The 15,396-nt window shown below is 48.6% G+C and carries 10 protein-coding genes; 7 read left to right on the forward strand and 3 right to left on the reverse strand.

Features of this window, described 5'->3' with window-relative positions; all coding sequences use genetic code 11:
* The 6 genes from KVT36_RS05895 to KVT36_RS05920 form a co-directional block, all read left to right on the forward strand.
* The coding region (locus tag KVT36_RS05895) for a GH92 family glycosyl hydrolase (protein WP_254639859.1) at window positions 1-2,091 on the forward strand (2,091 nt) is incomplete at its 5' end.
* Between the two features lie 106 nt (window positions 2,092-2,197).
* Window positions 2,198-3,976, forward strand: coding sequence for an ABC transporter ATP-binding protein (locus KVT36_RS05900; RefSeq protein WP_217602575.1), 1,779 nt, complete (start codon window positions 2,198-2,200; stop codon window positions 3,974-3,976).
* Between the two features lie 92 nt (window positions 3,977-4,068).
* The gene (locus KVT36_RS05905) at window positions 4,069-4,893 is read left to right on the forward strand and encodes an N-acetylmuramoyl-L-alanine amidase (RefSeq protein ID WP_217602576.1); all 825 of its coding nucleotides are present in this window, start codon (window positions 4,069-4,071) and stop codon (window positions 4,891-4,893) included.
* A 33-nt stretch (window positions 4,894-4,926) separates the two neighbouring features.
* Window positions 4,927-6,510: a hypothetical protein gene (locus tag KVT36_RS05910; protein ID WP_217602577.1), complete on the forward strand. Its 1,584-nt coding sequence runs from the start codon at window positions 4,927-4,929 to the stop codon at window positions 6,508-6,510.
* 313 nt (window positions 6,511-6,823) lie between these two features.
* Window positions 6,824-10,021: a SusC/RagA family TonB-linked outer membrane protein gene (locus tag KVT36_RS05915; RefSeq protein ID WP_254639860.1), complete on the forward strand. Its 3,198-nt coding sequence runs from the start codon at window positions 6,824-6,826 to the stop codon at window positions 10,019-10,021.
* A gap of 24 nt (window positions 10,022-10,045) precedes the next feature.
* The gene (locus KVT36_RS05920; RefSeq protein ID WP_217602578.1) at window positions 10,046-11,491 is read left to right on the forward strand and encodes a SusD/RagB family nutrient-binding outer membrane lipoprotein; all 1,446 of its coding nucleotides are present in this window, start codon (window positions 10,046-10,048) and stop codon (window positions 11,489-11,491) included.
* Window positions 11,492-11,601: 110 nt separating this feature from the next.
* Here KVT36_RS05920 and KVT36_RS05925 read toward each other — a convergent pair whose 3' ends face one another.
* From KVT36_RS05925 to KVT36_RS05935, 3 genes are all read right to left on the reverse strand, one after another.
* Complete coding sequence (locus KVT36_RS05925; RefSeq protein WP_217602579.1) at window positions 11,602-12,105, reverse strand: hypothetical protein; 504 nt, start codon at window positions 12,103-12,105, stop codon at window positions 11,602-11,604.
* A 58-nt stretch (window positions 12,106-12,163) separates the two neighbouring features.
* Window positions 12,164-12,949 (reverse strand): SDR family oxidoreductase, encoded by a 786-nt coding sequence (locus tag KVT36_RS05930; RefSeq protein ID WP_217602580.1) that lies wholly within the window; start codon window positions 12,947-12,949, stop codon window positions 12,164-12,166.
* Window positions 12,950-13,045: 96 nt separating this feature from the next.
* Window positions 13,046-14,170, reverse strand: coding sequence for an acyltransferase family protein (locus KVT36_RS05935; RefSeq protein ID WP_217602581.1), 1,125 nt, complete (start codon window positions 14,168-14,170; stop codon window positions 13,046-13,048).
* 62 nt (window positions 14,171-14,232) lie between these two features.
* Between KVT36_RS05935 and KVT36_RS05940 the strand changes: the two genes are divergently transcribed.
* Complete coding sequence (locus KVT36_RS05940) at window positions 14,233-15,273, forward strand: LacI family DNA-binding transcriptional regulator (protein ID WP_217602582.1); 1,041 nt, start codon at window positions 14,233-14,235, stop codon at window positions 15,271-15,273.
* The last annotated feature ends 123 nt before the right edge of the window (window positions 15,274-15,396 follow it).

Genomic DNA, 15,396 nt, shown 5'->3' on the forward strand with positions numbered 1-15,396 from the left:
GGCGACGGCTGGGCCTATACCTTCGATGCTGAAAAGCTGCGCGGGTTTAAACACACCCACCAGCCCAGCCCCTGGATCAACGACTATGGCCAGTTTGCCATAATGCCCATTACCGGCAAAATAGTTTTTAATGAAGATGAAAGGGCCAGCTGGTTCTCCCACAAGGCAGAAATAGCCCGCCCCTATTACTACAGCGTGTACCTGGCCGACCATGATGTGACCACCGAGATCACACCCACGGAAAGGGCTGCCCGCCTGCGTTTCACCTACCCCGCTACAGATAGCGCTTTTGTGGTGGTGGATGCGCTGGACAAAGGCTCCTACATCAAGGTAATTCCCGGGGAGAATAAGATCATTGGTTATACCACCAAGAACAGCGGCGGTGTACCGGCTAACTTTAAGAACTACTTTGTACTGTATTTTGATAAGCCCTTCACCTACCAGGCCACTTTTTCCAATAAAAAGCTGAACACCGGCGACCTGGAAGCAAAAGATAACCATGTAGGCGCCGTAATAGGTTTTAAAACCCGGCAGGGCGAGCAGGTGAATGTGAAAGTAGCATCTTCCTTCATCAGCCCTGAACAGGCAGAGCTGAACCTGCAGCAGGAAATAGGCAGCAGCGATTTTGCCGCCATTGAACAAAAGGCCAAAGCCGCATGGAACAAGGAGCTGGGCCGCCTGGCAGTAGAAGGTGGTACGGTAGATCAAACACGTACTTTCTACTCCTGCCTGTACCGCGCCATGCTGTTTCCCCGCAAGTTTTACGAAATGAATGCCAAAGGCCAGGTAATGCACTACAGCCCTTATAATGGCGAGGTGCTGCCCGGTTATATGTTCACCGATAATGGTTTCTGGGATACTTTCCGCTCTGAGTTCCCCTTCTTTACACTCATGTATCCTACTATGGACGGGCACATTATGGAAGGGTTGGTGAATGCCTATAAAGAAAGCGGCTGGTTACCGGAATGGGCCAGCCCCGGGCACCGCGATTGTATGATCGGTTCCAACTCCGCCTCCATTATTGCCGATGCTTACCTGAAAGGCATTAAGAACTTTGATGTGAATACTGCTTACCAGGCTATTTTACACAACACGGAAAACGAAGGACCTTTAACCTCCGTAGGCCGTAAAGGCGTGAAATACTACAATGAGCTGGGGTATGTACCTTATGATGTAGACATCAATGAGAATACCGCCCGTACCCTCGAATATGCGTATGACGACTTTACCGTATACCAGCTGGCAAAAGCGCTGAAACGCCCGGCTGAAGAAGTAGCCCGTTTTGCCAAACGCTGCCAGAACTACCGCAATGTTTTTGATCCGGAATCAAAGCTGATGCGCGGCAAGAACAAGGATGGTAAATTCCAGACACCGTTCAATCCCTTCAAATGGGGCGATGCCTTTACAGAAGGTAACAGCTGGCATTACAGCTGGTCTGTATTCCACGATGTACAGGGCCATATGGACCTGATGGGGGGCCGCGATGTATATGCAGGTATGCTGGATTCTGTTTTCAAAATGCGTCCGGTGTTTGATGATAGCTACTACGGTGGCGTAATTCATGAGATCCGTGAAATGCAGATCATGAACATGGGCCAGTATGCGCACGGCAACCAGCCCATTCAGCACATGATATACCTGTACAACTATGCCGGCCAGCCCTGGAAATCACAGTACTGGCTGCGCGAGGTAATGAACCGCCTGTACCTGCCTACACCGGATGGTTATTGCGGGGATGAGGATAACGGCCAAACCTCCGCCTGGTATGTATTTACCGCGCTGGGTTTTTATCCTGTTTGTCCGGGTACACAGCAGTACGTGATTGGCGCACCGCTGTTCAAAAAAGCAACGGTGACCATGGAAGATGGTAAAAAGCTGGTGATCACCGCTCCGCAGAATAATGCAGATAACCGTTATGTGCAGGATGTGAAAGTGAACGGGCAGCCGTACACGAAGAACTGGTTTGCACACAGCGCGCTGCAGCAGGGTGGTACCATTAACTTTAACATGAGCGCTACGCCTAACAAAAGCAGGGGCACCGCCCCGGCCGCCGCGCCTTACTCCTTCTCCCGCGATGAGAAGCTGAAATAATTCTTACTTTTGTAATACTGTTTGAGGGTTTGATGAATGGGTATACTAATAGCCCATTCATCAAACCCTTAAATATTACACCATTTAACCGTCTTAACTATTCAGCATGGGAAACCCTTATATATCATTATTGAGCACGGCATGGCGTTTTGCGCGCCAGGAGCGGAAGAAGTATGTACTGGTATATGTCATGTTCCTGTGCTCCAATATTGCCGCTTCCCTTACACCTTTTATTTTCGGCTGGTTTATTGGACAGGTACAGCGGGATACGGCCCGGGTATGGCATTACACCCTGTTGTACGCAGGCGGTTATTTCTTACTGAAGCTCACGGAGTGGTCTTTTCACGGCCCGGCCCGTGTAATGGAGCGGCAGCTGGCCTTTAACCTGAGCCGCAACTTTTTGCAGGAACGTTATCACCAGGCCTTACACCTGCCGGTAAAATGGCACCAGGATCATCACAGCGGCGCCACCATTAACCGCATTCGCAAGGCATATGAAGCATTAAGAGAATTTTTTGACCGGGGTTTTATGTACATGCATGCGCTGGCCAAATTCTTTTTTTCCGTAGCGGCCATGCTTTATTTTTCCCCGTTGTATGGCTGTATTGGTATACTGCTGGGCGCTTTCACCATCTGGATCATCTTCCGGTTCGATAAACCTTTCATCCGCACGCTGGACCAGGTGAATGAGCGGGAGCACGTAGTATCCTCTACTTTGTTTGATAGTTTATCCAACATCATGACGGTGATCACCCTGCGGCTGGAAAAAAGTATGGAAAGCGGCCTGCTGAAAAAAGTGCAGCATATTGCCAGCCCTTTCCGCAAAAATGTAAAGATCAATGAATGGAAATGGTTTTGTGCAGATATGATGGTAACGCTGATCTACTGCGTAATTGCCGCCGGTTATGTGTACCAGCACTGGGAGCCGGGCAAGGTATTTTATGTAGCCGGCCTGGTTACCTTGCTGGGATATGTAAACCAGTTCACCAGCGTGTTCCATGATATAGCCTGGCAGTACACGGATATTGTGCAGTATAACACCTACGTACAAACGGCCGGCAATATTAAAGAAGCTTACCTGCAGCAGCACCGCCCGGATGCGCCTACAGACCTGCCGGAGAAATGGCGGACCATACAGATTAAAGAGCTGAGCTTCTCACACCGGGAGCAGTATGATGCGGAACATGCGCCGCAAAGCCTGCACCGTTTGAATATTACCATTGGCCGCGGCAAACGTATTGCGCTGATAGGGGAGAGCGGCAGCGGTAAAAGTACCCTGCTCTCTTTATTAAGAGGCTTGTACAACCCGCAGCCGGGCATGGAATTAACGGTAGATGGTAAGCCATACGGGCTGGATACGATCAATGAAACAGTAACCCTGTTCCCGCAGGAACCGGAGATCTTTGAAAATACCATTGCCTATAACGTTACGCTGGGCCTGCCTTTCAGCGAGGAGGATATTTTGAGCGTATGCGAAAGCGCACATTTTACAGATGTGATACAGCAGCTGCCGCAGGGACTGGGATCAGACATCCGGGAAAAGGGGGTGAACCTTTCCGGTGGCCAGAAACAACGCCTGGCGCTGGCCCGCGGCATTTTAGCCGCCCGGGAAAGCGAGCTGGTATTGCTGGATGAGCCCACCAGCAGCGTGGATCCTAAAACGGAAGCCATGATCTATGATAAGCTGTTCAAAGCATTTGCAGATAAAGCCCTTATTTCCTCCATGCACCGCCTGCACCTGCTGGGGCAGTTTGATTACGTATATATCTTACGCCAGGGGCATATTGTAGATGAAGGCACCTTTGAACATTTGCGGGATAACAGCCCCATTTTCCAGGAGCTTTGGAAACACCAGAAAGATACTATTGGCAAACATTACCAGTAACCGAACTTTTTGGCATAACATTGGTTTTAATAGCGGTGAAAGGCGTATATGCTTTGCCTTTCACCCTTCACTTTTTTACAAAAAGTACAATTATGATGATCCGCGTTCTGGTACTTATCACGTTCATCGCATGTATCTATAGCTGCGCCAGCTCACCATACAGGGCTACCAATAAAGTGCATAAACAGCAGGTAAAAGCTTTTTCAAAAGTATTACGCCAGCCCCCGGCGCCGGTGTTTATTGATTCCGTGCAGAATGTTACCTGGTGGGCCGGTACAACTAATTTCAGTATCCGCAAACCTAATTATGTGATCATTCACCATACCGCGCAAAACAGCTGTGAGCAAACGTTGCGCACCTTTACTATGCCCAGCACACAGGTGAGCGCGCATTACGTAATTTGCCGGGATGGGGTAGTGCATCAAATGCTGAATGATTACCTGCGGGCCTGGCATGGCGGCGCATCCAAATGGGGCAGCCTTACGGATGTTAACTCATCGTCCATAGGTATAGAGGTAGATAATAATGGTTTTGAGCCCTTTCCCCCGCAGCAGATCCGCAGCCTGATGATCTTACTGGATACGCTGCGGCACCGGTATACGATCCCTGCTGCGAATATTATTGGTCATGGCGATATTGCACCTGGCCGCAAAGTGGATCCCAGCGCGTATTTCCCCTGGCAGCAGCTGGCGGAAAAAGGTTTTGGCCTTTGGTATGGGGATACTACTAATATTGTAGTACCGGATAATTTTAACAACCTGCAGGGATTGCGGATCATAGGTTATAATGTAAAAGACAGTGTAGCCGCTATTAGCGCATTTAAACGGCATTGGATCCCGGCTGATTCCCTGACACGTGATACCTTAAGTATGGGAGAAAGAAAGATCCTGTATAGTATTATGGAGCAGAGCCAATAAAAGGTTATCTTTATGTTGTAAGCCCTCAAACCTATGCATGACAGATATTATTCGGCTGTAAATCCCTCCGGCCGCTCCGCACAGGAAGCTATTGGCACTGCAGGTGTGCAGCGCAAAGCAGTTGTATTTACACCCGCGCAACATAATAATGCAGGTTTAGTGAAAGCATCTCCTGCAAGACCGCAGCCATTGCAATTTATACCGCAGTTAAAACAGAGTTCAGGTGAGCAGCTGCCGGGCCGTTTTACATTACCAGCCGGGCCGGTGGTGCAGCGTAAAATAGGCGCTGAAATAGAAGTAAAAGGGCAATTGACTTATACCAGCCCGGAAAACTTTGCCCAGGGAACCTCTGTAGCTACCATGATGGTGAATGGACAGCCAACGGAAATTCACCTGGAACATCCTAAGAAACTAGACGATACTAACGGGATAGCTACACTGGAATTTGCTACCGGTAAATATAATCAGCCCGATGTTGCGTTAAACTCTGCGCTGGCAGAAGGTACCAGGGAGATCAGCAGTGCAGCAGGCGCCCTGACGCAAGGCCAAACGGTGCCACTCACCAGCATGCAGGGAATTGCCTTAACAGCAGACGGTCTGAAGATGAACGAGGGCGCGGGCCCGCAGGTGATCATCAATCAAAAAACAGGATCCTTCCAGGTGAATGTTTCTCCTACAAAAGAAAGCGCTATTGACCTGCATGAATACCTGGATATGAACCAGGGCGTATCCCAATCTATTGTAGACAACAGTTATAAGGTAGATAAGCGGCCGTCCGCGCAGCCCAGGGATATGGCTGTTCTTTTCACCAATGAAGTATATAAAATAATAGTAGACATCATTGAAAAATCTGTGGAGGCTACTACACCCATGCCGCCTTACCTGAAAGCCGCCATCCGTACCATGGCAGATATAGCTACTGTGTACTGGGGCAGAATAGAAGAATCCCTGAACCCTGAGGGGATAGATACTAATATCGAGAAGAACAGGTTCCCGGTAAATACCCGTACAGATATTGAAGCTTTATGGCGGGAAACATTAAAGGACCCAACAGTATCAGCCTGGATAAATGGCAGGAACATGGATAAGGAGCTGCTGAGCGGGTTTGAGCAGGCATTACCGGAAATGCTGAAAGAGAAGTATGCTTTGCGGCGGGAGAAAGAGGTAACAGGATATTCAAATGAAGTGCGGGCAAAGGAATTAGAAGGGGAACAGAAGCTGTACTTGCGGCTATTTATGTTAAACCAAACTGAAGAATTAAATAGGAAGCTTACAGAGATCGCTATAGAGCTGAAGTCATTAATGGTAACTGATGTGCAGGTAACTGATAAGGGCGACGAGATGATTGGCCAAACCATGAACGCTTTAAATGCTGTATTAAAGAGAAATCTGTTATTGCTTGCACCAAGAAAGAAGGATGATCCCCGGCGTGAGATACCCGCTATTCTTCCAAAAGAAAGAACAGACACTACTTATGTAGATATAGATGAGGAAGCGCCGGCCGGCGTAAAAGAAGTGAGGGATCCCTTCAGGTTTGGCGACCTGAGCTTCGGCGCCTGGAAAGATGCCGTCATCTTCTATGAAGCAGAATTAGCAAAGGCTGGTGTAAAATATTGATACTTCTATTTAGTCTATAGTGTTTGTAGAATAATAAATTATTACTACTTTTGAGCCAGGAAACTAAATCCAGGCCATAAAATGACGACTGATACGGTGCACACCGGCAGGGGCATATCCCTTGTATTTTACTGTAGCCAACATCACAATTACATTTCAGGCGCCTTCATACATCGCTGTATGCCCTGTCAGGGCTGGCGTTAACAACATGTATATAATCTAATCTGATACAAGCGCTGCAGGCGCTTCTTTGCGGTGATCGCCGCAACACAATTCCTATTGTCGTGAACAATCAATTAAAACCAGTTTTATCATGAAATTTTTACACACCATCGTATTGCTGTCCGTGCTGCTGTTGGTACAGCAGGCCGTTTACGGGCAGGATACAAAGATCACGGGGGTGGTCACTTTTAAAGCGGATGCACAGCGCGTGCCCGGCGCCGTAGTTACGGTAAAGGGTAGTAGCAAAGGCACGCAAACAGATGCGGATGGGAAATATTCTATCTCCGCCAAAGCAAATGATACGCTGCACTTTTCCTACATTGGTTATACCGGGGTGGATATAGCGGTAAATGATACACGTGTTATTAACGTAGCGCTGGAAAGTTCAGAAAGCCGTTTACAGGAAGTAGTAGTAACGGCGCTGGGCATTTCCCGTGAAAAAAGATCATTGGGATATGCCGTACAGGAGCTGAAATCCCGCGACATTACCGAGGCGCGCGAAACGAATTTAGTGAACGCGCTATCCGGTAAAATAGCCGGCGTAAATATCACCAACAGCCAGGGTAATCTGGGATCTTCCCGCATTGTGATCCGTGGCGAAACCTCTATTGCAGGTAACAACCAGCCCTTGTTTGTGCTGGATGGTATTCCCATAGATAATAGCCAGCTGGGTGTTGGTATTGCTACCGCCCGCGATTTTCCCAATGCTATTTCTGACCTGAATCCGGATGATATTGAATCCATAAGCGTGCTGAAAGGCCCTAATGCAGCGGCTTTGTACGGCTCCCGCGCAGCAAACGGCGTGCTGGTGTTAAAAACAAAAACAGGCCGCGGTGCAAAGGGCTTAGGTATTACGGTTAATTCCAGCGCTACTATGCAAACGCTGCTTACCTTACCTAAATACCAGAATGCTTATGGCCAGGGTTCCGGCGGGCAGTTTGATTATGTTGATGGTAAAGGAGGAGGAATTAACGATGGGGTGGATGAAAGCTGGGGCCCCGCGTTGGACGGGCGTCTTATCCGCCAGTTCTTCTCTAACGGCCAGCCTGCGCCCTGGGTAGCGCATCCTGATAATGTGCGCGACTTTTACGAAACCGGTTATACGCTGAACAATGGTTTGTCTGTTGCCGGTACAAATGATAAGCTGGATTACCGCTTCTCTTACAACAATGCCAAACAAACCGGCCTGTTACCCAACACCGGTATAACCCGCAACACCTTTACATTTAACAGCACTTACCGCATAGCGCCTAAGCTTACACTGAGCACTTATGGCAGCTACATTCGCGGTAATGCAGATAACCTGCCGGGTGTAGATGGTAAGCGTGCCAACAGCGTTACCCTGCAGTTCATTTGGTTTGGCCGCCAGGTAGATACCAGGCTGCTGCGCAACTATAAAGACGCCAGTGGCAATGATTATAACTGGAACCACAGCTATTACAGCAATCCCTACTGGATCCAGTATGAAAATACAGTAGCGCAAAACCGTAACCGTTTCTTTGGCAATGCGCGCCTCTCTTACCAGGTGCTGGATTGGTTAACCGCCAACCTGCGCGTAGGTACAGATTATTATAACGACCGGCGTAGGTACAAGGTAGCTTATGGCTCCAACGGTACGCCTTATGGTTCATATACAGAAGATGCCTATGCTGTAACGGAAACCAATTCAGAATTTACGCTGAACGCCAACAAAAAGCTGAGCAGCGATTTTAACCTGGATGTGCTGGCAGGTGGTAACGTGCGTACCAACCAGCTGGAAAATAACTACCAGCAGGCGCCCCGCCTGGCCGTGAAAGATGTGTACACGCTCAATAACTCCCGCGACCCGGTGATCTCCACCAACTACTTTTCAAAGCTGCGCGTATATAGCTTGTTCTCCTCTGCCCAGCTGGGTTTCCGGGACTATGCGTTCTTAAACCTTACGGCCCGTAACGACTGGTCATCTACCTTACCCAAAGGCAATAATTCCTATTTCTACCCTTCAGTAAATGCCAGCCTGGTGCTGAGCGAAGCGCTGCACATTCAAAGTAATGTGCTGTCCCTGCTGAAGATCCGCGGTGGCTGGGCGCAGGTAGGTAAGGATACAGATCCTTATCAGCTGATCAACACTTACCCGTTCAACCAGCCTTTTGATAATAATCCTTTATTAACAGTATCTGATAAATTCCTGAAGGATGATCTGAAGCCGGAGATCACTACCGCTACAGAGGTAGGTGCGGAAATCGGCCTGTTCAAAGACCGTGCACGGCTGGATGTTACGTACTACAACTCCAACAGCTCTAACCAGATCCTGCTGGCAGATGTAAGCCCCACCACCGGTTACCTGAAAAAGCTCCTGAATGCCGGTAAGATCAATAACCACGGGATAGAAGTAACCCTGGGTTTAACACCGGTTAGCACGGCATCCGGTTTTCGTTGGGACGTGAACGTGAATTATTCCAGGAACGTAAGCAAGGTGGTGGAGCTGGATAAAGATGGTTTCCTGAATGATTATGTACTGGGCAGCAGCGGCAACATACAGGTGCTGGCCAGCAAGGGACAACGTTACGGCGCTTTGTTCGGCAAGGCTTTCCTGCGGAATGACCAGGGACAGATAGTGGTGAATGCCGACGGCTCACCTGCCATTGATCCCAATAAAAAAATACTGGGTTATTATACACCCAAATGGATCGGCAGCATCAATAACGTATTATCCTACAAAGGCATTAGCATCAGCTTTTTGATAGATACCAAACAAGGTGGCTCCATTTGGTCCGGTACCAACTATACCGGCATTTATACTGGTGTGCTGGCAGAAAGCCTGCCTGGCCGCGATGCGGAACACGGTGGCTTGCCCTATTACTACCCGGGTAATGATAAAAAAGCTACACCCGTGCAGCTGGCAGATCATAATACCGGCGCACCGGGTGGTGCTACTGTATATCATGATGGTATGATCTTCAACGGCACAACCGCTGATGGTAAGCAGAACACTACCATTCTGCCTGCACAATCCTATTACAAAGCAGTATACAACAGCAGCCTGAATGAAAGCAGCGTGTACGACGCCTCCTTTATTAAGCTGCGCGAAGTAAGGATCGGTTATACCTTCCCGCACGAATGGCTCCGTGGCCTGCGTTTTCAGGATCTGAACATTACGCTCACCGGCCGTAACCTCTGGATCATCGACAAAAAAGTACCCAACATTGACCCGGAAACCGCTTTCAACACCGGTAACGGGCAGGGCCTGGAAACCTTGCAGATCCCTACGGCACGCAGCTTTGGTATTAACCTGAGAGCATCCTTTTAATTGTGAACGCGAAACTGAACTAACATGAAAAAGTTAAAATTCATATATACATTATGGTTAGCACTGCCGCTGGTAGCTGTTATAAGCGGTTGCCAGAAACAGCTGGAGCGCATTAACCAAAACCCGAATGAACCCCGCATTGTGCAGCCGGATTACCTGCTGAGCAATGGTATTAAAGCTAACGTGGATACTTACTGGGGTAATGAAGCAGCTATGGAAGCAGCCCTGCTGTACGTACAGTACTGGTCCAAGATCCAGTATACAGACCCGGACCGTTACATACCGGCAGCAGCCAACATCCAAACGGTGTGGAGTAACTTTTATGCGCAGGGCATAGAAGATTTTACTACCCTGGTACAGCTGGGCGATAGTTTGCCCAATCCCAACTACAAAGCCGTAGGCCTTATTATGCGGGCCTGGCTGTTCCAGAATGTAACCGACCTGTTTGGCAGCGTGCCTTACTCTCAGGCCGCTAATATCCGGCAATACCTTACGCCTAAGTATGATGAGCAGAAGGATATTTATACCGGCATACTGGCAGAGCTGAAAACAGCCGCGCAGCTGATAGACGAAACCGGCAATCCCATACAGGGCGATATTTTGCTGGCCGGCAATATGCGTTTATGGAAAAAATTCGCCAACAGCCTGCGCCTGCGCATTGCCATCCGCATTGCCGACAAGCTGCCGGAGGTATCAAAGACAGTATTTGCAGAAGTAGGTGCAGATGCTGCTTTGCTGGTGGCAGACAATAAAGAGAACATACAGCTCAATTACAAAGCATCGCCCAACCAAAACCCGGTAGGCCGCAACCGCGAAACCCGGAATGACTACCGCATCAGTAAAGCTATTGTTGATAAGCTGAAGGCGCTGAACGATCCGCGCTTAACCATTTATGCGGATAAGGCCAAAGATACCAGCGTGCATGATCTTATTGGCGTAACCAATGGCCTGCCGGTAGATTCCGCTGCCCGCCTGGGTTTTGACAGAACCTCTGATATTGGTACTGTATTTAAGACCAGCGATGCGCCTGCAGTATTATTCAGCTATGCAGAGCTGTTGTTCATACAGGCAGAAGCTGCGCAAAGAGGCTGGTTAAGCGGCAATGCAGCTACTTATTACAACCAGGCCGTTACCGCTTCATTAAAACAGTATGGTATAACAGATTCACTGGTGACTAAATATTTAGCGCAGCCTGCAGTGGTATATAACGCCACTAACTATAAACAATCTATTGGTGATCAAAAATGGCTGGCACTGTTTGGAAATGGCCTGGAAGCCTTTGCAGAATGGCGCCGCCTGGATTATCCGCAGCTGAAACCAGCCTATTCCGGTGTGCTGCAGGGTAAAATTCCATTGCGTTTCACTTATCCATCAACGGAACAGGCCGTGAACCGCGAAAATTATAAAACAGCAGTAGCCACGCAGGGTGCTGATGTGTTAACGACTAAGTTGTGGTTTGATGCGAATTGAGCAGAAAGCATAAAGCTTAAAGCCTAAATCAAAAGCTTAGAGTTAAAAAGCAAAAAGCAGGAAGTCATTACAATGGCTTTCTGCTTTTTGCTTTCTGCTTTGCGCTTCTCTCAAAGCCTTCGCTGAAAAAGTACCGGGTACAGCTTTTCTAATTCTTTCTGATGCTGCGGATCTATCTTATGAAATTCCTGTGAAAATTTTTCCCGGGCAATATGATCTTTCACAGAATCCTGCACCCGCACAACCGCATCCATTAAATTTCCACGGGCGCCCATCATCACAGTGCCCTGGTATTTAAAACGCAGGTAAGCCGGCAGCTTGCCGTTACTTTTATAACAATCTGTCCAGTAAGTTATCAGCGCACTGTCAAATGAGTGTTGTCCCCGCGGCACCGCCTGGTCATTAACCCTGATATTTACCATAGAATCTACTACAATGAACTGCGTGTCAGGTACTTCCGGTGTGTTGCCCAGGTCGGGTACGGCCGTAACAGCGCTGGCATTGGTGTCTGTGGCTTGGGTAACATTTTTATTGGGCGTTGAGTGCGTACAGGCAGTAAATAGCAGGCCTGCGCAAAAGGTGAATATCACCTGTCGTGAAGTCAGAAAAAACATAAGCAATCCAGTTTGAACCACCTTGCTCCTGCAAGATTGATGCCTTAATATTAAGGTGTTATCCCACCGGCGTTCTGCCGCCGTCTACAGAAATATTCGTTCCCGTAATATAGCTGGCGCTGGGAGAGGCCAGGAAAGCAACCAGGGCGGCTACCTCCTCCGGTTGCCCGAAACGTTTCATGGGTATTTCTGACAGCCATTCCTGCTCAATATCTGCTTCGGCCACATTGCGCGCTTCTGCGCTGGCACTAATAATAGAGCGCAGGCGGGCAGTAGCGGTAGCGCCGGGTAATACATTATTTACAGTAATGCCATAGGGCGCCAGTTCACCGGCCATAGTTTTAGCCCAGCCAGCCACGGCCCAGCGGGTGGTATTGGATACGCCTAAATTTTTCAGGGGTGTTTTTACAGAAGTGGAAATAATATTAATGATGCGGCCGTAACCAGCTGCCGTCATACCCGGGATCACGGCCTGTGACAGGATATGGTTGCAGACCAGGTGCTGGTTATATGCTTCCGTAAAGGCATGCGCTTTGGCGTCCAGGATAGGGCCGGGCGCAGGGCCGCCGGTATTGTTAACTAAAATATGGATAGTGCGTTTTTCTGTAAGGGAAGTGATCACCTGCTCCACCCAGGAAGGGTCCCGGAAATCAGCTACTACAAAATGATGTTGCTGTTGTGCATCGGTGTTCAGCAGCGCCTTTGCTTTTTTTAACCGGGCTTCTGTTTTTGAGATCAGGATGCATTCTGCGCCGGCGGCAGCCAGCTCCTTTGCGCTAGCCAGCCCTATACCTTGTGAGCTACCACATATGAGCGCGGTTTTCCCTTTTAATGAAAGTTCCATGGTTCCCCGTAATTTAATTAACAATGAAGAATTAAACGGATAGTAATTGTAAATCAATGCAATATCCTGATTAATTCTTCATTGTCAATTCAGATTTTATACACGTACATAAATACGCTTACGGTCCAGTATTTTCCCTACGCTCCAGCAAAACAGCATGTAGGCCACCGCAAACAGCAATGAGCCTACTTTGCCCGGTGCAATGGGCTGGAAAATATGATCGTTTATCCATGTATATACGGAAACACCGCCGGTGTGGATGAAATACAGGAATATTACCACCACTTCAGACAGCAGGTACAGGAACAGCGGGTTCTTACCAAACACTGTAAAGAAGCCTGTCCAGCCGGTTTGTTGTTTAAAATCTATTATAAAGATCAGCAGGGATAACAGCAGCAGGTCAATCCCCACTGTGAACAGCACATAAGAGCTGGTCCAGATCTTTTTATTGATGGGAAATGCAAGGTTCCATATTTGTGCGGCAATGATCAGCGCCAAACCTGCCACAATAAGCCGGGTAAGGCCTTTTTGTGTTTTGCCCTGCTGCTGTACAAAAAGCCCGGTGTAATAACCTGCCACCACGTTTACAATGGCTGGCAGCGTGCTTAAAATACCTTCAGGGTCAAAAGGAAAACCTTCGCCTTTGTACAGGTGATGATCGCCCATTATAAAGCGGTCAAAGGTCAGCACCGCATTGCCATGTAAGCCATATTGATCCCCGGGTTGGCCAAACAGCCAAAGAATTAGCCAGTATCCTAATAATAACACTGCAGATAAAGCCCAGACACCTTTCTTTGGCAGGAAATAGATCATGAGCGAGGCCAGGCCATAACACAGGGCTATACGCTGTAACACGCCTAGTATGCGGGTATCGCCAATGGGAATAAATTCCCAGCCGCCGTCAGCCGCATGGCGTACAAAAGGCAGCCAGTACATCAGGAAGCCTAATAAGAAAATGAGGAACGTTCTGCGTAATATTTTAGCCAGTACTGCGCTGGTACCCAGCTGATCGTATTTGCGCATGCTAAAGCTCATTGCATTACCCACTGCAAACAGGAAGGAAGGGAATACCAGGTCGGTAGGCGTACAGCCATGCCAGTGAGCATGATGGAGCGGTGCAAAAGCATCTGCGGTACCCGGCGTATTTACAATGATCATGAAACATACGGTCATACCCCGGAATACATCCAGCGGTAGAAATCTTTGTGGTGCTGACGACATAAGGTGAAGGAATTAATTCTGAATAATACGTAAAAAACCCTGTTTTTCCTACATTGTGGCAAATGGCCAAACCAGTCAACCAGAAAGTTACCATCGCAGATATAGCCCGGGAGCTTAATCTTACCGGCGCCACGGTATCGCGGGCGCTGAACAACCGTAAAGGCACCAGTGAGGATACCCGCAAGCTGGTACAGGCAGCAGCAGCGCGCATGAACTACCATCGCGACCGTATTGCTTATTCCCTGCGGGCCGGCCGGACCAATATTATCGGGGTGATCATTCCCAGTGCAGAGATCAACTTTTTTGGCTCCGTGATACATGGTATTGAGAACATGGCCAACAAACATGGCTACAATGTGCTCATCTACCAATCCAATGAGCAGCCGGAGTTTGAGCAAAAAGGTATTGCCACCTTCCTGGGTACACGGGTGGATGGGATCCTGGCTTCCATTGCCAAGGAAACTACCAATTTCAAACACTACCTGGAAATAAAGGAAAGAGGGCTGCCCCTGGTATTCTTTGACCGGGCCAATGATACCCTGAACATTCCATCTGTAGTGGTGGATGATTTCAAGGGCGCTTACTATGCCACAGAACACCTGGTACACCAGGGCTACCGCCGCATTGCGCATATTGCCGGGCAGCAGCACTTAAAAATATTCCGCGACCGGCTGGAAGGTTACAAGGCAGCGCTTACTGCCAACAGCCTGCCGGTAGACGATTCCCTGATCTTTAACGGTAACGTATCCATAGAGGCCGGCCGCCAGGCCATCAGTCATTTCTTAACACAGGCCATACCGCCTGATGCTGTTTTTGCGGTGGAAGATTTCTCCGCCCTGGGCGCCATTAAAGAGCTGAAGGACCGGCAGATCTCCATCCCGGAAGATTTTGGTGTGGTGGGTTTTGCCAATGAAGCCTTTGGAGAGCATATCACCCCCAGCTTAAGCAGCATAGACCAGCAAACCGTGCAAATGGGCAAGGAAGCTTTTAAACTGTTGTTAGAGCTGATAGAAGAAGGAGGGGAGCCGGTGAAGCATAATACCAAATCCAGGATCATACTGGAGCCGGTACCGGTGTTCAGGCAATCCAGCCAGCGGAAGTGAATTACGGAATGCTTTCTATCTTCCTACTCTCAACCTCGTCCTTATTCCTTTATTAATTGCCCACATCCTAAAAAAAAAATCAAAATTTCATTTTGCCAATTCAACGTAATCGATTACTTTTAT

This window comes from Chitinophaga sp. GbtcB8 (assembly GCF_019091455.1).
In the GTDB taxonomy this organism is placed as follows: Bacteria; Bacteroidota; Bacteroidia; order Chitinophagales; family Chitinophagaceae; genus Chitinophaga.